Here is a 21,336-nt window from a genome sequence, read left to right as displayed (position 1 = left end):
GGGATCTCTATTGTCCTTCTTTTTCTCTTTCGTACTTGCCCATGTACCGTTTCCAAAGTTTGGTTTGGTGGGTTTCCAAAGAAATATCCCTACCATCAATATAGGCTTTGGTAAGTTTATTGGTACGCATATCCAATGCATCCCCTTCAGAAATAAAGAGCGTAGCACTTTTGCCTTCCTCCAAAGTTCCGTACATATCATCAATACCTAGAATTTTAGCTGTGTTGCCGGTAAGTAACTGTAAGGCGGTTTCCTTGTCAAGTCCTTGAGCTACTGTTTGTCCAGCATAAAAAGCAAGGTTCCTAGCTTGAAAATTGGCCGCATCCTCGTTTTGAAGGCCTACTAAAAGGCCAGCATCCAACAATAACTTTGGCAATTTATAAGTAATGTCATAATCATCATCCTCAAAACTTGGCAAGGCATGGGTACGCTCTACTAAAACAGCAACATCATGCTGTTTTAAAAAATCCGATATTTTATTGGCTCTGTATCCACCAACGATTACCACGTGCTTAACACCCATTTCTTTGGCCATGGTCACACCATCGGTCATTTCCTTTTCACCATCGGCATGGATATATAAACGTTGAGATCCATCAAAAAGACCCTGCATGGCAGCAAATGGCAGGTTTTTCTCCTTTTCTACAGCTTTTCCATAGGCTAAGGAGTTTTGGAAGAACATTTTAATGTCGTTCATTTCCTTACCATAATCCTTGTTGGGGATATACCCTCTCTCTTCTCCCATCCACCAACGACCTCTTCTAAAAAAGTTCGGCCAGTTCATGTGGATGCCATCATCGGTTTTTAAAGAGGCATCTTCCCAGTTCCAAGCATCAAACTGAACGATACTAGAAGTACCGGAGATGGTACCTCCCACTGGAGTTACTTGTCCAATAAGAACACCATTCGGGCGCATACTTTCCACAACTTTGGATTCTGCGTTGTAGGCAATCAAACTGCGAACATGAGGAATCATTTCACCGATTTCATCTTGGTCATCACTTGCTCTAACGGCATCAACTTCGACCAAACCAAGTGATTTGGATGGCGCGATAAAGCCTGGGTATACATGTTTACCTTCGGCATTGATCATAGTGCCGATAGTTGGAGCCATAAGATTGGCGCCAATGGCCGTAATTTTCCCATCTTTAAAAATGATGGTACAGTTCTCTACTACCTCTCCATTGCCGATATGGGCCGTAGCACCGATTATGGCAACTTGTTCGGATTGAGGTGGGGCAGGGGTTTGTTGTGCATTCAATGAAACCCCGAAAACAATTGCTATGATTAAAAATATTTTTTTCATGGTCTATTTTTTAAAGGGTGTCACAGTTAAACTCTTGTTTCTTGCTCTGAACGGGAGTACGTGTTTTCTCTCCTTTTTTCTTTTCGTTCAACATCATTCCAATCAGCTGGTTTCTTTCCTTTTTGATGGATTCTCTAAGTTTTTTGTCGTTTTCAAGATCAAAATATACTTTTCCTTCAATCAACGTTTTTTCAGCCTTTGCGTAAACGGATAACGGATGATCTGTCCACAGTACAACATCGGCATCTTTGCCTTCTTGGATACTTCCTACACGGTCGTCCAAGTGAAGTAATTTGGCAGGATTCAATGTTACCGTTTTCCAAGCCTCGATTTCTGACATACCACCATATTTCACGGTTTTACCAGCTTCTTGATTCAGTCTTCTGGACATTTCAGCATCATCACTATTGATGGCTACGGTTACACCTTGACTTGTCATGATTGCAGCGTTGTAAGGTATGGCATCGTTTACCTCGTATTTGTATGCCCACCAGTCACTAAATGTGCCACCGCCAACACCGTGCTCAGCCATTTTATCAGCAACTTTATAACCTTCCAAAATGTGGGTAAAGGTGTTCACACGGAAATCAAATTTCTCGGCAACCTTCATCATCATATTGATTTCGCTCTGCACATAAGAGTGACAGGAAATAAAGCGTTCTCCGTTCAAGATTTCGGCCAATGTTTCCATTTCCTCATCATAACGGTAAGGTTCACCGCTTTTTTTCTTGGCATCATATTCCTTGGCGCGCTGGAAGTAATCGGTATAGACCTGCTCAACACCCATTCTTGTTTGTGGAAAACGGGAATAGCTGCCCCAGTTGGACTGCTTTACGTTTTCCCCCAAAGCAAACTTGATGAACTTAGGGGAGTTATCAAATATCATGTCCTCGGCACTTTCTCCCCATTTTAATCTTAAAATGGCAGATTGTCCACCAATTGGGTTGGCAGAACCGTGGAGCAATTGAGCTGTTGTTACGCCACCGGCCAAATCTCTGTATATGGCAACATCTTTGGGGTCGACAACATCTTCCATGCGTACTTCTGCGGAAGAGTTATGCCCACCTTCGTTAATGGCTAGCGCAGCGATATGCGTATGCTCGTCTATAATTCCAGCGGTAAGGTGCTTCCCTGTGGCGTCTACCACAGTTGCTCCACCAGCACGAAGGTCTTTGCCAACTTTGGAGATTTTACCATTTTTGATCAATACATCGGTATTTTCTAAAATGCTTTGACCTGTCCAAACGGTTGCATTTTTAAATAGGATGTTTTCTTGCTCTGGTTTTTTCTTGAAACCATAACCAACATTTGGATAGGTCAAGGCCATTAGCTGAGGTTTCTCAGCAGCTTCTTTCTCTTTTGATTTTTCTTCAAAAGACGAAGTCTTGGTCATTATGGCCGAAGTTTCGTCACCATTTGGAAGCACTACATTTCCTTTGATGTTTTCAACACCTGGCATAACATGGGCAACCATACGGTAAGAACCAACATTGTCCTCACTAAAAGAAATATTCAACCAATCTGCTGAATAATCAATTTTGGAATCCACCTTATTGTCACCTTTTTTGATTTCTGATTTTGGTTTATCGGCATCTCCCGTTAATGAAACTGTGTAAGTACTTCCGTTAACGGCTAGATTGTAATCTCCGCGAATATCGATGACATCCATACTTTCGATAACGTTCTTGGTTCCTTGTACCCAGTTTTCGTAAAGGGTGGTTTCTTTGTCAAAAATATCTCCGGACGTAATCAAGAAGTTGGCTTGGTTTCCAACTTGTAATGAACCAATTTCGTTGGATTTGCCTAAAATTTCGGCAGGAACAGTAGTCAAAGCTTCCAATGCTTTAGTTTTCGAAAGCCCATAAGAAATGGCTTTCATGATTTTGCCTTTCAACTCTTTTGGGGATTTAAGTCCGTGCAAAGTGATGGAGAAATCCACACCGTTATCGGCCAAAACCTTTGGATTGGACGGGGCCAAATTCCAATGTCTCATATCTTTCAAAGCAATGTATTTGGCTTCGTAAGGGTTGGAAACGTCGAATGCATCTGGAAAATCCAGCGGTAGAATCAATTTGGCATTGGAGGCCTTAATATCATCAATACGCTCATACTCATCGCCTCCAGCCAAAATAGTGTACTGAATTCCGAATAGGTCTCCGATTTTATCGGCACGTAAAACGTTGCCATTGTCGCCAGCAGCATAAATCTGGGTTAATCCTTTATTGGCGATGAGGGCCTCCAAAGAACGGTCTTTGGTGTCCACATTGCCTTTGCTGTACCAATCCATATCGTAATACATCTGACGCATCAAAGCCATGGTTCCCATAAGTGAGCCTGGGTAGGATTGCCTCGATGCAACACTTTTTTCAAAAGAAAAGTATTGAGCAGATTTATCTGACAGAATTCGCTGTGCTTCGGATGCTTCATCGTTCAAGGCTACCAAAACCCCAGTTCCTCTCGCGATACCGTCCTCAATATGTGCGTTGATGGTTCCGAAACCAGCATTTCTAAGCTCTTTGGCTTCTTTGGCATCATACGTAAAACTGTTGATGGCGTCTTTCTCTGGCATTATGTGATCGTTCCAGTAAAATCCTTCCCTGGAAGGGCCATATTGTGCCGACCTTCCGCCGCCACTGGCTTTCTTGGGAAGTTCTACGCCAAATCCTGAGAAAACATCTATAAAAGATGGGTAGATGGATTTTCCATCCAGATTTTCTACTACTGCATTTTTGGGTATGCTTACGGATTTTCCCACTTGTACCACTTTGCCGTTTTGGATTAGCAGGGTACCATTGTTGATAACTTGTGTGGGGGTTACATAAATCTTGGCGTTGGTAAATGCCGTGTAATTGTTGTTCTTCTTTGCCTTTACACCGTCATTTTTTGGAAAATAATCCTGTGCAAACAAAGAAACACTGCTCATGAAGAGAAACAGTGCTAAAAGTTTAAGTTTCATAAGGTTTAAATTGAATTAGTCGGTTTAAAGATAACCTTTGTGAAAGGACTCCGCAAGTTTCAATTCTGGGGAAATTGCTGTTTTCTGTAGTTGATGATAAGCCCTACCACTGCATTGTAACTTTTTATACCTTCCTTTTGGTTGTTCACCTTTAAAAAAGTGTTGAACACGGATTTGAAGATGGGTTCCATCGGGTTTTCGTATTTTTCCCAAAAATCCCGTAATTCATTAAAATTTTCTTTGACTCCGGGGTTAATGGTAGCCACGATTTCATTGTACTTTTTCTCATCTTTATAAAAGAGGTCGGAAAGGCAATACCCTAAGGCATGATTGTAAGCGGAATACTTAAAATACGGGTCTTCACTTTGTGAGGTGACTAAAAACCCTATAAAATTCGTGGCTCCCTCGGCGGAATATCCTAGCTGATGGCCAACTTCGTGCCCGCTTACGGTGGGCAACCTAAATTTTGGAGTAATTCCGTTTACTTGAGCCTCGTTGGTAAATGGGTTTAGGTAGCCACCATACCCCATAAAAGTTAGAGGTATGCTGTATATCGACGATTTAAGGCTCCGATGTTGGTATTTAAAATCAGGGAATTGCTTTGCAAATTTTGCGTAGGCCTTTTCTGTTTTAGTAAAGATTTCTTTTTTGGAATAGGGGATGTGTACGGGTGAAACAGTATCTCCTGTCAGTTCCAATTGATACTGATTTGTTTTTTTGACAATGTATTGGGTCAACTCTACCAATTCGTCAGCGGTGTATTCACGTTCAATGCCTAGTTTCCAGTTGATGGGTTGGCGGTGATAGTTCATGCCCCAAAGCAGATGAAAGGCAAAATAAACGATAGACAGTACTACGGCAATATCCTTTAAAAATAACAGTGGTCTCTGTTTGATGCTTTTCCAATGTTTGTAAATATACCTAATGGCTAAAGCTACCAGCGCAGTGTACACCAAATCCCCAAATGAAAAAGGAATCCAACCAAACAGTATCCTTGAAAAACCTGAAATGTATGGGTAGATTCCATTACTGTAATAATCCTCTATAAAGGTGTGGTAGTTGCTTATCCATTTTACCAATAATACTTGGATTGGAAACGCAATGGCAATGAATGTTTTGGTTTTTTGTCTCATCAAAAATGAAGCACGGTGTTTAGGGCAACAAAAAAAGCCGCACGGAAAAGTACGGCTTTTTTAAGTTATCATATTGGAATATTACTATTGAATTCCAACAATTTCTATATCAAAAACCAAGGTCGAACCACCGGGAATTGGGCCGTAATTGTTATCTCCGTAACCCAAGTGTGGAGGGATGAACAAACGTACTTTGTCACCAACCTTCATGGTCAACAAACCTTCACGGAAACCGGCTGCCAACTGGGCATCCGGGCTATAATCCATGGGGAACGGACGGTATCCGCCCTGATCTCTTCTGCCTGGGTTCAATTGGTTAAATTTGGTGGCAACTTCCTCGATATTACTATCAAATAAATCACCGTTGAACAACCATCCAGCATAGTTTACCATTACTTTTTGACCTACTTTTGGCTGCTCTCCATCACCTTCTTTCAATTTTAAAATACGTAAGCCACTAGAGGTTGCTTCGGCCTCATCGATTTGTTCCGTAAACTGAGCTGCCAAATCTTCCTTCATTTTTTTGAATGCAGCTTCGGTGGCTTTGGCTTCCTCAAAATAATCGGTCATGATCTGAACGGCATCAAACTGACGTGCTTCCTTGCCATTACGTACAATTTCTACATGATCCATGGCAATTTCAGAAATTGGTCTATCACCAGCACCAGTTTTTACATTGGCAATCGTGTCCACTACATCCATTCCTGCGACTACTTCACCAAAAACGGTGTGTTTGTCATCTAACCATGGAGTAGCTTTATGGGTAATGAAAAATTGGCTGCTGTTGGTCTTGGGACCCCTGTTGGCCATGGAAAGGATTCCTTTTTTGGAGTGTCTCAACGAATCGTTAAACTCATCCTTGAAAGTATATCCGATATTTCCACTTCCAGAACCTGTTGGGTCCCCACCCTGAATCATAAAATCCTTGATGACCCTGTGGAATACAATCCCATCGTAGAATTTTTTGTCCTTGTACTCATCGTTCACAAATGGATTTTTGCCTTCTGCCAAGGATACAAAGTTGGCCACGGTAACCGGGGTCTTTTTGTATTCCAATTGGATGATGATATCTCCCTTTGTGGTCTGGATATCGGCAAAAATACCATCTCCCAAATCGGCATATTTGCTCGATTTGCATCCTATGATCACTAGGAGAAATAATGGTATGATGTAAAATAATTTCTTCATTGCTTATGAATTTAGTTTAAACTGTCGTTATCTATTATGATTGTATGTAATTCTACTGATGATTTTAGAGGTGTTTTGGGACCGATCGCCTTGTTGTCTCCTTGATAGCCGAAGGCTAGGGGAGATGGGAACAAAAATGTGACTTTCTCGTTTATTTTTAAGAGTTTCACTGCGTTTTGAAGCCCAGGGAACAACTGTTGCTTGTCTATGACATGCGAAGTGGGTCCAATTTCTTCCGCAGTATAAATAGTGTCGTTGTTAAGGCTCATTAAATTATAGGAAAACAAAATCTGGTCATCCGTTTTAAGTCGATAGCTGGCCGTATCATTTTTGAATTCGTAGTAATACCAAAATCCATCTGGACTGGACAAGTATTCATGAACTGTATCCTTGGAAATGATTTCCTGAATTGCTTCTTCCTCTGCGGCCAATAATTTTTTGGTGCGCTCGATGGATTCCTTGTAAAAACTACCGGATTTAACCTCTACGGGTTTTCTCGGTTCTGGACCTCCGCAACTCACAACGATTGCAGTCAAAAGTACAGCTAGAAAAAATCTCATGAGTTCAGTTTACTTTTATAGGTTTTCAAAATTTCATTGAAATGGGAAATGGTCTCTTCCATGCTAACTTCACTTCTTCCGCCAGCGGCATTGGTGTGTCCACCTCCATTAAAATGTTCCCTTGCAAATTCGTTTACGGAAAAGTCTCCAACGGAACGAAGCGAAATCTTGATAATTCCCTCTTCACGATTTTCAATAAAAATAAGCGCGAAGATAATGCCTTCCAAAGTTAGCCCATAATTCACAAAGCCTTCGGTATCACCTTTTTTAAAATCGTATTGGTCCAGCTCATCTTGGCTTAGGGTAATGTATGCTGTTTTATACTCGGGCAGAATCACCATATTGCTCAGGGCAACACCTAGCAAATGCAGGCGAGATGGTGAATTGGTGTCGAAAACATTTTGGTGAATTTCCATATTGTTTGCACCCTTATCAATAAGTTCGGCCACCACACGATGTGTTTTACTCGATGTTGAACGGTACTTGAAAGACCCTGTATCTGTCAAAATGCCTGTGTATAGATTCGTTGCGATATCGGCATCAATAAGATTCGTTTCCTCCAAAAAGTCGATGAAGTTATATACCATTTCACAGGTGGAGCTCATGGTTACATCCGAATAAGTCACCCTCGCATAATCACCGGGTTGTTGGTGATGGTCTATCATGATGAAATCGGCTGTTGCTTCTTGCAAGGCAGATTTCATTTGCCCAACACGGGAGAGGTCGTTAAAGTCCAAGGTGAAAATTACCGTAGCTTCATTAATAACTTCTTTGGCCTTTGGGTTTTCCCTCTCAAAATTGATAACGGTATTATTCCATGGCATCCATTTAAGGAATTTAGGATAGTCATTGGGTGCAACAACCTGCACCGTGTGCCCCTTTGCTTTCAAAAATCCATAGAGCGCCAAACATGAACCCATAGCATCACCATCTGGATTTCTGTGGGGTATAATTGCTATCGTCTGAGGTTGGGAAAGTATCGACTTTACTGTCTTGATATCCGCTGAATTCATGCGGCCAAATATACAATAATATAATATAGAGGTAACCCGGTTTATCCGTATTTTTGACGCAATACTCATACAAGATGAAGCAATTTTACATATTTCTAGCAACCTTGATTCTGTTTTCCGCCTGTAAAAAGAAGGTTGAAAAAACCATAGAGACTGAAGAAAGACCCAGCCCGGATTTTATTGTGGCCTTTGGGTCGTGTAATATGTCGCAAGAACCAAATCCTTTTTGGGACGATATCTTGGCAGAAAGTCCGGATGTTTGGATTTGGGGTGGTGATATTGTGTATGCCGATACAGACGATGTTGAAAAATTGAGGGCCATTTATGCCATGCAGGATACGGTTGCCGAATATGCCAAATTAAGGGCCGAAGTACCTATTATCGGAACATGGGACGATCATGATTTTGGTTTAAATGACGGTGGCTCCGACTTTTCCATTAAAAAGGAAAGCCAACAAGTGTTTTTGGATTTTATGGGCATTCCCGAAGATAGCGAAAGAAGAAACCGCGAGGGAGTGTATGCCTCCCACGAATATGAGGTTCCTGCTGGAAAGGTAAAGGTCATTGTTTTAGATACCCGCTACTTCAGAAGTGAGCTTGTTAAAGATGAAGAGTCCAAAAAAAGATATAAACCTACAACGGATTCCACCGCCACTGTCCTTGGTGAAGCACAATGGCAATGGTTGGAGAACGAACTCAACCAATCTGATGCCGATTTCAATTTGATTATGTCCAGCATTCAGGTGCTTTCTGGGGAGCATGGTTTTGAAAGTTGGGGCAATTTTCCCTTGGAAGTGGATAAATTGGAAAACCTAATAGCCCAATCAGGAGCAAAAGGTGTGATTATTTTATCGGGAGACAGACATATTTCTGAATTCTCCAAGACTGAAATTGATGGTCTTTCCTACCCATTGATAGATTTTACCAGTAGCGGACTTACCCATTCCTATTTTAGTTTTAGTGGTGAACCCAACCAACACAGAATTGGGGAGGTGGTTTCTGAGAAAAGTTATGGGGTAATCACCTTTGATTTTGAAAAAAGAGAGGCCGATATGAAGATGAAGGGAGATAATGGCGCGGTGCTGCAAGAGTTAAAACAAACCTATTGAGCCTTGTAGCTTAGTTGAAAAAGCTTAAGTTTGCGCAAAATTTAAAAAAATGACTGGAAATAGAACATTTACCATGATTAAGCCTGATGCTGTTGAAAATGGATACATCGGAGCAATTTTGGATAAAATTACGGCTGCTGGTTTTAAGATTGTGGCCATGAAGTACACACAATTGAGCAAGAGGGATGCCGAAATATTCTATGCCATCCACAATGAGCGTCCATTTTTTGGCGAATTGGTGGAGTTTATGACAAGAGGACCTATTGTGGCAGCTATTTTGGAAAAAGACAATGCTGTGGATGATTTCCGCGCATTGATCGGTGCTACCAACCCAGAAGAAGCAGCTGAGGGAACCATCAGAAAATTGTACGCTGCCAGCATCGGTGAAAATGCCGTACATGGTTCCGATAGTGATGAAAATGCTGCTATCGAAGGTGCTTTCCACTTTTCAGGAAGAGAAATGTACTAATCGAAATACAAAAAAATATAAAAAGCCACCCCATCGGGTGGCTTTTTTTGTCTGCTTTTAGTTGTTATCTCAGCACCAATTTTTTTACCAGTTCTTTCCCCAATTCCTCATTGATCATCTTGATGATTTTGGTCTTGCCCAAACTCAATTCCTCACGTAGTACAGAAGAGGAGAGGGAGATAAATAGTGTTTCATTTCTTAGTTCAACGGCTGTAGTGTAGTTGTTTACTCCATTCCCCATTAGTTTTACCCAAGCTTCTCTGGCATCTACCCTGTCCATGCCTTTTTGGAGTTTGTTCTCTTGGATAAACTCGCTCAAAGCTTCGCTCAATGGTATGTGGGAACTATGTCTTTTGGCCATTATTGTGGAATTTTGATGGGTTCAAAACGTTTGTATTTGTAGGTAACACCCTCTTGGTTGGTTACTGAAAATGAAACTGAATCCAATTGCATCAGTTTTTCCTCCCATTCACTCAATTCGGTTGAATACCGTAGAATGATGGTTTCATTTGCATTGGATACGGTAAAACCTTCGACATCTTTTGAAGTGTCATAAGTGCCATCAAATTTGGGCTTCATTTTTTTTCGATACCCTTTGTCGTCTTTCAAGTGAATAAAATCGATGCTTGGGTTCATACCATATTCCTTGATGGATCCATCGGGAAATTCAACTTCCGATATTTCCCAATAGCCGTTCAAATAATGTAAATCATTTTCGTTAACAGATGAATCATTGCATGCCCAAAGCATCAAAACCAATAAAAATGAAAGGATTCGTCTCATGATGCTACAAGTTAAATATTTTATAGCTCTGATGAATGTTTTTCACCACATCTTCCGTTCTATCCGCATGGGTATCACTGATAAAAATTTGTCCAAAATTATCATCCTTCACCAATCCGACGATATGGGATACCCTGTTTTCGTCCAGTTTATCAAAGATATCATCCAACAAAAGAATAGGGGTGGTGTCCGCCAATTGCTTGATAAAATGAAATTGCGCCAGTTTCAATGCTATCAAAAAGGATTTTTGTTGCCCCTGGCTTCCAAATTTTTTAATGGGGTGACCAGCAATGGTAAAGCTAAGGTCATCCTTATGTACGCCCACTGAGGTGTATTGCAACGCTCTGTCTTTTTCAATATTCCTTTCCAAGAGATTCAAAAGGCTATCATCGCTCAACTGACTTTCGTAGGAAAGGTCGATTTGCTCATCTTTCTCGGAGATATTTTGGTACTGCTCCTTGAAAATGGGAAGAAAGGATTCAATAAATTCAACTCTTTTATGATGAATGGCCGTTCCCAAGGTATTCAACTGTTCATTATAAATGCTAATAGTGTCGCGGTCAAAGGTGCGGTTAACGGCAAAATATTTGAGCAAGGAATTTCGCTGCGAGACCACCTTGTTGTACTTGATGAGGTTTTGCAGATATACCTTGTCCGATTGGGATATTACACCATCCATGAACTTCCTTCTCGTCTCGCTTCCTTCCAAAATAAGATCACGGTCCGATGGTGAAATAATCACCAAGGGCAAAAAACCGATGTGTTCGGAAAATTTTTCGTAAGGTTTTCCGTTGCGTTTTATCACTTTTTTGGTTCCTTTTTTAAAGGAGCAAAGTATTTTTTCCGTTCTGTTGAGCTTCTCAAATTCACCCTCGACCACAAAAAAATCAGCACCGTGCATTATATTTTGGGTAGACACAGGATTAAAGTAGCTTTTACCGAAGCATAAATGGTAAATAGCATCCAAAACATTGGTCTTTCCTACTCCGTTGTCGCCCACCAAACAGTTGATCACAGGGTCGAATTCCAGCGTCTTGGAATCAAAATTCTTGTAATTGACTAAAGATAAATGTCTTAAAAACATAAAATGCTAGAGAAACAATTTGGAATTAAAAGGTAGCCCTCTAAAAAGGGATTCCAAAAATAACGAATAAATTACCTTTTGGTTTTGGATAAAAACTTTATTTTTGCGCGACCAATTAAATGACGGATGGCAACATACAAGAAGAGAGGCTTTAAGCCAAAAAATAAGGAGGAGGAAGCTCAGATACAAGAACACGACAGCACAACGGCTGAAGTTTTCAATACTTTGGACGAAAGTGCTTCCAAGACCGAAGAGTGGGTTCAGAAGAACCAAAACTACATTTTGGGCGTTATTGGTGTAATTGCCGTAGGTGTTTTGGCCTACTTGGGTTACCACCAATTTATCCAGAATCCAAAAGAAGCTACCGCTGCAAACGAACTTTTTTACCCACAACAATATTTTGACCAAGCCTTGGCGAGCGAAACAGAGAAGGATTCTTTGTTTACATTGGCATTGAACGGTGCCCAAGGTAAGTATGGTTTCTTGGATATTATCGAGGAATACAGTGGTACCAAAGCAGCTAATTTGGCCCAGTATTCAGCAGGTATGACCTATTTGAATTTGAAGCAATATGATGAGGCCGTTGCTCATTTGGAAGATTTTTCTTCTGATGATGACATTATGGGAGCTATGGCCAAAGGAGGAATAGGAGATGCTTTTTCTCAATTGAACCAGCAAGAAGATGCTTTGGATTATTACGAAAAAGCCATTGCACATAGCGATAACGAATTCACAGCACCAAGATTTTTGTACAAAGCCGGTGTAGTTGCCTTGGAGTTGGGCGAAAAAAGCAAAGCTTTGGGGTACTTTGAAAGAATCAAAGAAGAATATCCCAGTTCACAAGAAGCCAATGGTGTTGATGTCTTGATTGGATTGGCGCAAAACTAAAACATGGCCACAGAGAACAAAAACTTATCCGTTTACGATAAAAGCAAAATCCCAAACGCGAAGAATCTTCGGTTTGGGATTGTTGTTTCTGAGTGGAACGGGGAAATTACAGAAGCTCTTTCCGAAGGTGCTGAAGATGCTCTTTTGGACTGTGGTGCGTTACCTGAAAATGTAATTCGATGGAATGTTCCAGGAAGTTTCGAGCTCACTTTCGGTTGTAAAAAAATGATTCAAACGGAAAAAGTGGATGCCATTGTTGCCATTGGCAGCGTTATCCGAGGAGAAACCAGTCATTTTGATTTTGTTTGCAGTGCAACTGCACAAGGGATCAAAGATTTGAATATAGCTTACGATGTACCTGTAATCTTTTGTGTGCTGACCGATAATAATCTACAACAGGCAAAGGATAGAAGTGGTGGAAAACATGGCAATAAAGGAACCGAAGCTGCTATTGCGGCCATTCAAATGGCTGTACTGGGTAAGTAAGTTCTAGTATCAAGAACAGTCCCAAGCTCAAAACTTCGAACTATCCGATTATCTAGTTATCCAGCAACCACATGTTTGTTAACATTTTTTGGGAGGATCGTCCAACCCTTTTTTTCTATTTTGAGTACCTTTGAGGCTACAGCGATAAGGATACCATGCGAAACCCTTTAAAACTTAGGAAAAATAGGAGCTATGATTACACCCCTAGATATTACAAGGGCGAGGGTAATCCTTATAAAATTGAGCACAAACTGGATAAATTTCGAACTACGGCGCACTCCACAAAGGGGCTCAAGAACAAGTTTACCTCTGCAATGGATGATTTACAAACCGAAGGAGATAAAAATTTGAAACTTCGATTTTGGATTATTGTTGCCGTGCTGTTGCTGCTGTTCCTTTTTATCATCGATTTTGATTTATCAATATTCGTAAATCCATAATGGCGGACATCATTAAACTTTTACCGGACCATGTCGCTAACCAGATAGCAGCAGGGGAAGTGGTCCAACGACCCGCTTCCGTAGTAAAGGAGCTCATGGAAAACGCTATTGATGCAGGTTCTACTTCCATTAAGTTGATTATAAAGGATGGTGGAAAAACACTGGTCCAAGTGGTTGATGATGGAATGGGAATGAGCGAAACGGATGCTCGATTGTCCTTTGAGCGACATGCTACCTCCAAAATATCATCGGCACAAGATTTATTCAATTTGGAAACCAAAGGTTTTCGGGGAGAGGCGTTGGCATCTATTGCCGCGATTGCGCATGTGGATATGCAGACGCGAACCGCTGATAATGAAGTAGGGGTCCATCTTAAAATTGAAGGCAGCAAGATTGTCTCTCAAGATGTGGTGGCCACTCCAAAAGGAACGTCCATTTCCGTAAAAAATCTATTTTTCAATATTCCTGCCAGGAGAAACTTCTTGAAATCAAATCAAGTGGAACTGCGTCACATTACGGATGAGTTCCATCGAGTGGCTATGGTTCACCCGGATATTGAATTTCATTTTTACAATAACGGTTCTGAAATATTTAATCTACCCAGTACAAAACATCGTCAGCGCATTGTTCACGTTTTTGGGAGTAAAATGGAGCATCGATTGGTGCCGGTTAACGAAGAGACCGAGGTCGTAAAAGTTTCTGGATTTATTTGTAAGCCTGAGTTTGCCAAAAAGAGCAGGGGAGAGCAATTCTTTTTTGCCAATAACCGATTCATTAAAAGTCCGTACCTGCATCATGCCGTGGTTGCGGCTTTTGAAGGTTTGATAAAATCCGACACATATCCCGGATATTTTTTGTTTTTGAATGTGGATCCATCCTCTATCGATATCAACATTCACCCTACTAAAACCGAGGTGAAGTTTGATGATGAAAATACCTTATATGCCATTTTAAGGTCCACTATCAAGCATAGCTTGGGACAATTCAACGTGGCTCCTGTATTGGATTTTGACCATGATCCCAACTTGGATACACCTTATTCCTATAAAGAAAAAGGAGCAGTAATACCCAAGGTAACCGTAGATGCCACTTTTAATCCTTTTCAAGAAACGCCAGCCAAGAAAAGTACGGGAAGTAGTTTCCGTAAACAGAGCACCAAAGGTTGGGAAGATTTGTATGAAGGTCTTGGCAACCAAAATGATAATCACGAATTCAGTAGCGTGGTTATTGAGTCCGAGAGCGAGGAACAAGGCACATTATATACGGGCGAAGATGCAGAGGAACATATGGCCGGTACGTTTCAATTGCGAAGGAAATATGTGGTGAGCACGGTTAAATCAGGGATGTTGGTCATTCATCAGAATAGGGCACACGAACGAATACTTTTTGAAAAGTTTTTGGGCGAGATTACGGTAAAAGAAGGGGTGAGCCAACAATTGCTCTTTCCTTTGGAATTGACATTCAACAAACAAGAACTGGCTGTTCTCAATGAAATCAAAGATAGTCTGACAAACATTGGATTTGCATTCCAGAGTTTGGAAGAAGAAACGGTAAAAGTGACAGGTGTACCCATGATGGTTCCTGAAAGTGGAATTGGCACGGTATTAGATCGCTTAATTGCGGATTATATGGAGGGTTACGCCGATGGTTCCATTTCGCAGGCCGAAATGTTGGCCAAGGCACTCAGTAGAAATTTGGCCGTAAGAACAGGGGATGTGTTGGACCAAGAATCGCAATTAACCTTGGTGAACAATCTTTTTGCTTGCAAAGAACCTACTTTAAGTCCATTTCAAAAAATAACATACACTATTATCTCCGAGGGGGATATTGATAAAAAATTCAACTAGATGGGTAGAATAACCGAGGCAGTAAAGCATATTTTGATCATTAACGTGATTATGTTTTTTGCCACACAACTATATGGGGAACAAATGTTCCAATGGATGTCACTTTGGTTTCCCAAAAATTCCAATTTTGAATGGTGGCAGGTGGTTAGCCATATGTTTATGCATGGAGGCTTAATGCACATTGTATTTAATATGTATGCCCTTTGGGCATTCGGCACCCCACTGGAGCGTATTTGGGGCAGGAACAAGTTCTTGTTTTTCTATTTTTCGGCCGGATTGGGTTCCGCCGCGTTGCACACGGGTGTGAATTATTTTCTTTTCAACGAAGGAATGAGTGCTTTGGAAGGTGCAGGTATTGCCCGCACGCAGATTTTGGATATTTTGGCGAATGGTCAGTATAGTCCAAGTTGGTACGATATTGCTGGAAAGAGTACGGTAGATAGTATGTTGACGGCTTTTAACACTCCAGCTGTTGGTGCATCCGGAGCGATTTATGGTATTTTGGTGGCCTTTGCCTTTATGTATTCGGAGGCCAAATTGATGCTTATCTTTTTACCGGTACCCATAAAAGCGAAGTACTTTGTACCGATTCTAATTGCTGTTGACCTTATTTTTGGAATAGGAAATGTTAATACAGGGGTGGCACACTTTGCACATATTGGAGGTGCTTTGATTGGTTTTATAATGATGTGGTATTGGAAAAAGAATCAGTTTAATGATAAACGTTGGAATTAGACTATGATGAGTGGGGGGCTACGATATCAATTTGCGAGGCTTAGTATAGCCGAAAAGCTTATAGCCATCAATGTACTTATTTTTATAATTGATGGGCTTTCCCGTGCATTGTTGGGGCACTCTTTTTCGCAATGGTTCCTTTTGCCCAAAGATTTTTTTGAGTTTTTGGCTCAACCTTGGTCCTTGGTAACCTATTCTTTTTTCCATGGAGGGTTTGGTCATATTTTTTGGAATATGATTGTGCTCTACTTTGCAAGCCGCATATTCTTAAACCTTTTTGATGCCCAACGATTCATCAACGTTTATTTTTTAGGTTTGATGTTGGGAGGTTTGGTATTTCTTTTAAGCTATAATGTGTTTCCGACCTTGGTGAATTCCAACACGGCATTGATTGGTGCATCAGCGGGAGTGAATGCTGTTTTGATTTTTGTTTGTGCCTATTTACCGAATCAAGAAGTTCGTGTAATTTTCTTCAATATTAAATTGTGGTATATCGGAGCTGCTTTGGTGATCAAGGATTTGGTCTTGATTGGCATGGGTGATAATATAGGCGGTGGTATGGCACATTTGGGTGGTGCTCTTTTAGGATATATGTATGCTCGCCAGTTGTTTAAAGGGCACGATATTGGAACAGGCTTTACAAAATTAAGAAAATCCATTATTCAGCTTTTTAAGCCCAAAGAGAAGAAAGCTCCTTTAAAGACGGTCTACAAGAAAAAAGCATCATCAACCAGCAAGAAAAATTATGATAAACAGGCCAAGCAACGAAAAATAGATACTATCTTGGATAAGATCAGTAAATCTGGTTATGAAAGCCTGTCCAAAGAAGAAAAAGACTTTTTGTTTAAGGCTGGTAAGGAAGACTAAACTGTGAAAAAATCTACCTCAATATTTGATAGGGTGGTTTTTGCAATCAATATATTGGTTGCATTCTTATTGATTATTACTGGTATCATTTCATTCTTACCTTTCCAATTTGTCTCAGCACTTTCCGTACTGAGTTTGTTCGTTCCTTTTCTCTTCACTTTTAATATTTTATTCCTTATATATTGGGCTATCAAGTTTAGAAGAAAACTGTGGTTATCCTTCGCTACGATTATTCTTAGTTATTTAATGTTTGGCCCTTTTTACGGTATAGGTAAAGATGGTTCAGTACAAAAAAGGGATTCCGACTTAAAAATAATGTCCTATAATGCTTGGGGGTTCAATAAAAATGGCTGGATGAAAGAACCAGGGATAGGAGATAGTATTGTCGAATTTGTTAAGAAACAAGATCCTGACATACTTTCCATACAGGAGCATAGTAGAATACGTCATCGCCAGTTAAAGCAGTACCCCTATAGAAGTGAGACGCCATACACTGCGGGCAGAACAATTCAGGCTATATTTTCCAAATACCCAATTGTAAACAAGGGTTCTTTGGACTTGCCGGATACAATGAATAATATTATTTATGCTGATATCGTGCACATAAAAGATACCATTAGGGTTTACAATATACATTTACAATCTTTTAGTATTGTACCAAGTACCGATGACTTTTCAGATGGAGAGAATTCTGAGAGGGTATACAAAAGGTTGGTCAGTACATTTTCAAAACAATTGGAACAAGCTAAAATATTTAGAGATCATTTGACAAATAGTCCCTACACCAATATTGTTTGTGGAGATTTTAATAATACCCAATTCTCCAATGTTTATAAGATAGTTAAAGGTGATTTGAAAGATTCTTTTCTAGAAGAAGGTGATGGTTTTGGGCGTACTTATAATTTATGGAAAATACCATTACGAATAGATTACATTTTAGCAGATCCAGATTTTGAAATTCTTTCCCATCAAAACTTTGACGAGCGATTGTCCGACCATTATCCGATAATGGCCACTTTGCGTTTAAACTCACATCAATAAACAGTCCAGTGTGTCTGCGAAAATGTGGATAATCAACGCTAATCCAATAATTCTTGTGGTTTTAAAAAAGGGTAGTATGCTGTACACCAAAATAGCCCAATAACTGTGCAATGCGTGAAATCCAAGACTGCACCTATTGGGGTCGTAAAGAGGAGTGGCCCAAAGATGGTCTATATCAATAATGATTCCGGCCAGAAGAATCAGGGCAATTTTTACACTCTGACCATTAAAAAACCAAAATGCAATTAGGATGGGAACCAAGAAATGTATTCCGTAATGGAGTAGGTGCCTAAGCATGTTTTAAATCTAAAGATAGACTTTTTAGATAGTTCAGTGTATTGGTTCCCTCATTGAACAAAAGGTCTAACACGCTTAAATTGGGTATGAATCCATGGCGTTCTTCAAAGACTTGAGGATAAGAACTCATCTTCCAATTTTTCTCTTTTTTTGCATTGACCAAAAAACGGGCATCAAAATAGGCCTCTGTAGCTACCTCGTATTTTTTAGTTTTTTCTGTTGGAATTTGCACTCCTATACAGTCTGCAATTGCTTCAATGGTCTTTAGATTGAAGTCGTAAAGTGAGTCGGCATTTCCTTCATAAAGCGGTCGTAGTTCGTCTTCGTAAAACTCAAAAAAGGGCGAAGTTCTGTAAGCGGTTTCTAGGGTGCGCCAATGCTCTTTTTTCCAATTATAGCTGTTCTCTGTGCTTACATCAGCATATTTTTGCCGACCTTCTTTACCGCCAATATGTTTTATGGGAATATTGAGCATATGCTTACCCTTATCCGTTGAAATATAACAGCGGTTTCTGTATGTCTGTTTTTGAAAGTTATCATGTGCTTCCCATACCACTTCATTTTGCACGATGGCTGCAAAAGTGGCTATGCTTGGGAAATAGGTTGGATGGAGCAGTATTTTCAAAAAACAATAGATTAAGCTTTTTTCTTCTTTTTCTTGCGGAAGAAATCAAAAACAAACCACCCTGCCAAAACTGCTATAAAATACCAGAAGTAGGATACAGGTTTTCCGCTACCCCCTACAGTGGTAAATACACGATCCCAACGAACTCTCCAATTGGCGATTCCTTGTCTAAAGTTGTCAAAACTCATCCAAAGGAAAACGGGTTTACCAACAATATGGTCGGCCGGAACATAGCCCCAAGTCCTACTATCTTCAGAGTGGTCACGGTTGTCACCCATCATCCAGTAGTAGTCTTGTTTAAAGGTGTAAGAGTCAGCTTCCTTACCATTGATGAATACTTTATTCCCTGTTACCTTTACATCGTTGTACTCGTAATCACGAATTATTTTTTTATAAAACGGAATGGTCTTCGAATTGATTTCTACCGTGGTACCAGCTTTTGGAATATAAATTGGACCAAAGTTATCATTGTTCCAAGGATACAGGTTGGGTTTTTGCGGGAATATGTTCCCACCATACATGCCTTTGGGGTCAATGGTTTTTACAACGGAATCAATAGCAGGATTGTTCTTGAGCGCTGCAACCATTTCATCCGTTAAATTCGCCATACGGGAACGTGGTTTTTCCTCTGTTAGGGAAAGCCTTAGTTGACGAATAACGTCGGTTGGAATGCCATTTTCCTGTGTGTAGAGCTCAATCTTGCCATCGTCTGTTGGTCTACCGCCAGAAATAAAGGGTGCCAAGGCGTTATACTGGGATTCATTAATGTTAGTGGCAATATATTTTCGAACGTAGTCTGAAGCATCAACATCTTCCAAATACTTACTGGAAACGCCATTTTGAGCATAAATATCATAAACATACATGGGTTTTGCCCTATCCGATAGTTGGAGTTGTTTCCCGTTGATATAAACAAACCCATCAATAACTGCAAGGGAATCCCCTGGTGTACCGACACAACGCTTAACGTAGTTGGATTTTTTATCAATTGGCTTTATTACGGCTTTTTGTGCTTTGAAGAACTGATACAAAGTATCTGAGGGCAAGCTAAAGACAACAATGTCATTTTTTTCTACCTTCTCAAAACCGGGTAAGCGCATATAAGGTAATTGTAGCTTGTTTATCCAAGACGTCTTGTGGGTCTCAGGGTTGACATCGGCCAAGTATGATCGCGTTTTCAGTACGGGAAGGGTATCGTGAACCATGGGTGCGGCCAAAGTGGTCATAGGTACTCGTGCGCCATAATGAAACTTGCTTACAAACAAAAAGTCACCAATGCGTAAGGTGCGCTCCAACGATCCCGTTGGAATCACGTAGGGTTGAATAAAGTAGGTGTGTACAAAGGTTGCAGCTACAATGGCAAACACAATAGAGCTAACCCATTCACCCAATCCGGTTTTTGGTTTTAGGCTGCGGTCTTCAATGTATTGTACATCTTCAGCATAATTGATGTAATAAATGTAAAAACCAAGGGTAAGGATGACCAACCAAGTATCTACAAGTGAATTTTTACCAAAACTTCGGATGGTTTCCACCCAAACCACAGGGAACATCAATAAGTTAATGATGGGAATAAACAATAACAATACCCACCACCACGGTCTATTGATGATTTTCATCAAAACAATACCGTTGTAAACCGGTATGGCGGCTTCCCATGCTTTTCTGCCTGCCTTAACGTAAAGTTTCCATGTTCCCAAGAAATGGATAACTTGGATAATCAGGATAAAAATAATCCATTGTATACCGTCCATATAAAAAAGTTTCTTTGTTAGACTCTGGGTCTAAATTCTTGTTACGTTTTTTAGCTTAGGTTTAACACGTCCTTCATAGAAAAAATACCAACTTTTTCTTGTATCCATTCCGATGCGATTACTGCTCCCAGAGCAAAACCTTCCCTGTTGTGCGCTTCGTGTTTTATCTCAATCTTGTCCACAGGACTGTCATATGCAATGCTATGCGTGCCCGGTACCATACCCTCTCTAACGGATTTTATCGGTATTATTTTATCACCGGATTTGTCCAACTCCCACTTTTGGTAGGGTGTGTTTTCAATAATACCTTCGGCAAGTGTAATGGCCGTTCCGCTAGGAGCATCCAGTTTTTGTGTATGATGGATTTCTTCCATGGAAACCTTGTATTGCTTCAATTCAGACATCATTTTGGCTAGATGCCTATTAAGTTCAAAGAAAATATTGACTCCCAAACTAAAATTGGAGGCATAAATGAAAGCACTTTTATGTTCTTCACAAATGCTGACGGCTTCCGAAAATCTGTCCAACCATCCAGTGGTGCCACTGATGACGGGAACATTGTTTTTAAAACAGTTGGTGATATTATCAAAAGCGGCTTCAGGTGCGCTAAAATCAATGGCAACATCCATTGATGTATAATCTACAGTTTGCGAAGGATCATCTATCTTGGCTACAATGGTATGGCCTCTATCCTGAGCAATTTGCTCTATCATTTTTCCCATTTTGCCATATCCGAACAGACCAATCTTCATACT

At 40.4% G+C, this 21,336-nt stretch carries 22 protein-coding genes; 9 read left to right on the top strand and 13 right to left on the bottom strand.

All coding sequences use genetic code 11. The features are described 5' to 3' along the window. Positions 1-7: 7 nt before the first annotated feature. From ACQQ5U_RS08600 to ACQQ5U_RS08575, 6 genes are all read right to left on the bottom strand, one after another. Positions 8-1,306 (bottom strand): amidohydrolase family protein, encoded by a 1,299-nt coding sequence (locus tag ACQQ5U_RS08600; protein ID WP_437396759.1) that lies wholly within the window; start codon positions 1,304-1,306, stop codon positions 8-10. 10 nt (positions 1,307-1,316) lie between these two features. Further along, complete coding sequence (locus tag ACQQ5U_RS08595) at positions 1,317-4,262, bottom strand: amidohydrolase family protein (protein WP_437396757.1); 2,946 nt, start codon at positions 4,260-4,262, stop codon at positions 1,317-1,319. 59 nt (positions 4,263-4,321) lie between these two features. Further along, positions 4,322-5,395 (bottom strand): DUF3810 domain-containing protein, encoded by a 1,074-nt coding sequence (locus ACQQ5U_RS08590; protein ID WP_437397175.1) that lies wholly within the window; start codon positions 5,393-5,395, stop codon positions 4,322-4,324. Positions 5,396-5,479: 84 nt separating this feature from the next. Beyond that, entirely contained in the window at positions 5,480-6,583 is a 1,104-nt protein-coding gene (locus ACQQ5U_RS08585) for a peptidylprolyl isomerase (RefSeq protein WP_437396755.1), read from the bottom strand. Between the two features lie 11 nt (positions 6,584-6,594). After that, positions 6,595-7,143, bottom strand: a complete 549-nt coding sequence (gene gldI, locus ACQQ5U_RS08580; protein ID WP_437396753.1) for a gliding motility-associated peptidyl-prolyl isomerase GldI — start codon at positions 7,141-7,143, stop codon at positions 6,595-6,597. After that, positions 7,140-8,156 carry a DHH family phosphoesterase gene (locus ACQQ5U_RS08575; protein ID WP_437396752.1) on the bottom strand — a complete coding sequence of 339 codons (1,017 nt, stop codon included), beginning with the start codon at positions 8,154-8,156 and terminating at the stop codon, positions 7,140-7,142. The genes gldI and ACQQ5U_RS08575 overlap by 4 nt, the downstream gene beginning before the upstream one ends. 74 nt (positions 8,157-8,230) lie before the next feature. Here ACQQ5U_RS08575 and ACQQ5U_RS08570 point away from each other — a divergent pair, with 74 nt between their 5' ends. Further along, positions 8,231-9,265: an alkaline phosphatase D family protein gene (locus tag ACQQ5U_RS08570; protein WP_437396750.1), complete on the top strand. Its 1,035-nt coding sequence runs from the start codon at positions 8,231-8,233 to the stop codon at positions 9,263-9,265. Positions 9,266-9,314: 49 nt separating this feature from the next. Continuing rightward, positions 9,315-9,734 (top strand): nucleoside-diphosphate kinase, encoded by a 420-nt coding sequence (locus ACQQ5U_RS08565; protein WP_119608510.1) that lies wholly within the window; start codon positions 9,315-9,317, stop codon positions 9,732-9,734. Positions 9,735-9,798: 64 nt separating this feature from the next. Here ACQQ5U_RS08565 and ACQQ5U_RS08560 read toward each other — a convergent pair whose 3' ends face one another. The 3 genes from ACQQ5U_RS08560 to recF are packed head-to-tail and all read right to left on the bottom strand — an operon-like array spanning position 9,799 to position 11,601. Further along, positions 9,799-10,095, bottom strand: a complete 297-nt coding sequence (locus tag ACQQ5U_RS08560) for a DUF721 domain-containing protein (RefSeq protein ID WP_100815889.1) — start codon at positions 10,093-10,095, stop codon at positions 9,799-9,801. After that, positions 10,095-10,517, bottom strand: a complete 423-nt coding sequence (locus ACQQ5U_RS08555) for a hypothetical protein (RefSeq protein WP_437396747.1) — start codon at positions 10,515-10,517, stop codon at positions 10,095-10,097. Before ACQQ5U_RS08555 ends, ACQQ5U_RS08560 begins: the two co-directional genes overlap by 1 nt. A gap of 4 nt (positions 10,518-10,521) precedes the next feature. Then, positions 10,522-11,601 carry a DNA replication/repair protein RecF gene (recF, locus tag ACQQ5U_RS08550; protein WP_437396746.1) on the bottom strand — a complete coding sequence of 360 codons (1,080 nt, stop codon included), beginning with the start codon at positions 11,599-11,601 and terminating at the stop codon, positions 10,522-10,524. A 126-nt stretch (positions 11,602-11,727) separates the two neighbouring features. On the opposite strand from recF, the gene ACQQ5U_RS08545 reads away from it, so the two are divergent. From ACQQ5U_RS08545 to ACQQ5U_RS08515, 7 genes are all read left to right on the top strand, one after another. Continuing rightward, positions 11,728-12,489: a tetratricopeptide repeat protein gene (locus ACQQ5U_RS08545; protein ID WP_437396744.1), complete on the top strand. Its 762-nt coding sequence runs from the start codon at positions 11,728-11,730 to the stop codon at positions 12,487-12,489. Positions 12,490-12,492: 3 nt separating this feature from the next. Continuing rightward, positions 12,493-12,975 (top strand): 6,7-dimethyl-8-ribityllumazine synthase, encoded by a 483-nt coding sequence (gene ribH / locus ACQQ5U_RS08540; RefSeq protein WP_437396743.1) that lies wholly within the window; start codon positions 12,493-12,495, stop codon positions 12,973-12,975. Positions 12,976-13,130: 155 nt separating this feature from the next. Beyond that, complete coding sequence (locus ACQQ5U_RS08535; protein ID WP_119608515.1) at positions 13,131-13,415, top strand: riboflavin synthase subunit beta; 285 nt, start codon at positions 13,131-13,133, stop codon at positions 13,413-13,415. Then, a complete protein-coding gene (mutL, locus tag ACQQ5U_RS08530; RefSeq protein WP_437396741.1) occupies positions 13,415-15,262 on the top strand; it encodes a DNA mismatch repair endonuclease MutL in 1,848 nt (615 codons plus the stop codon). Before ACQQ5U_RS08535 ends, mutL begins: the two co-directional genes overlap by 1 nt. Beyond that, positions 15,263-15,997: a rhomboid family intramembrane serine protease gene (locus ACQQ5U_RS08525; protein WP_437396739.1), complete on the top strand. Its 735-nt coding sequence runs from the start codon at positions 15,263-15,265 to the stop codon at positions 15,995-15,997. Between the two features lie 3 nt (positions 15,998-16,000). Further along, positions 16,001-16,864 (top strand): rhomboid family intramembrane serine protease, encoded by an 864-nt coding sequence (locus tag ACQQ5U_RS08520; RefSeq protein WP_437396737.1) that lies wholly within the window; start codon positions 16,001-16,003, stop codon positions 16,862-16,864. 3 nt (positions 16,865-16,867) lie between these two features. Next, positions 16,868-17,905: an endonuclease/exonuclease/phosphatase family protein gene (locus ACQQ5U_RS08515; protein WP_437396735.1), complete on the top strand. Its 1,038-nt coding sequence runs from the start codon at positions 16,868-16,870 to the stop codon at positions 17,903-17,905. Here ACQQ5U_RS08515 and ACQQ5U_RS08510 read toward each other — a convergent pair. From ACQQ5U_RS08510 to dapB, 4 genes are read right to left on the bottom strand one after another with little or no spacing between them, the layout of a single operon-like run. After that, a complete protein-coding gene (locus ACQQ5U_RS08510) occupies positions 17,894-18,202 on the bottom strand; it encodes a DUF6122 family protein (RefSeq protein WP_437396733.1) in 309 nt (102 codons plus the stop codon). The two genes, ACQQ5U_RS08515 and ACQQ5U_RS08510, sit on opposite strands and share 12 nt — an antisense overlap. Beyond that, on the bottom strand, positions 18,195-18,827 hold the full coding sequence (locus tag ACQQ5U_RS08505; RefSeq protein ID WP_437396732.1) for a WbqC family protein: 633 nt from the start codon (positions 18,825-18,827) through the stop codon (positions 18,195-18,197). The genes ACQQ5U_RS08510 and ACQQ5U_RS08505 overlap by 8 nt, the downstream gene beginning before the upstream one ends. An 11-nt stretch (positions 18,828-18,838) precedes the next feature. Next, positions 18,839-20,581, bottom strand: coding sequence for a signal peptidase I (gene lepB, locus ACQQ5U_RS08500; protein WP_437396730.1), 1,743 nt, complete (start codon positions 20,579-20,581; stop codon positions 18,839-18,841). Between the two features lie 50 nt (positions 20,582-20,631). Continuing rightward, positions 20,632-21,333 carry a 4-hydroxy-tetrahydrodipicolinate reductase gene (gene dapB, locus ACQQ5U_RS08495; protein WP_437396728.1) on the bottom strand — a complete coding sequence of 234 codons (702 nt, stop codon included), beginning with the start codon at positions 21,331-21,333 and terminating at the stop codon, positions 20,632-20,634. Positions 21,334-21,336 lie beyond the last annotated feature (3 nt).

This window comes from Flagellimonas lutimaris (genome assembly GCF_051494225.1).
Lineage (GTDB): Bacteria > Bacteroidota > Bacteroidia > Flavobacteriales > Flavobacteriaceae > Flagellimonas > Flagellimonas lutimaris_A.
The sequence above is the reverse complement of the archived record's forward strand: the minus strand, read 5'-3'. Positions and strand labels throughout refer to the sequence as shown.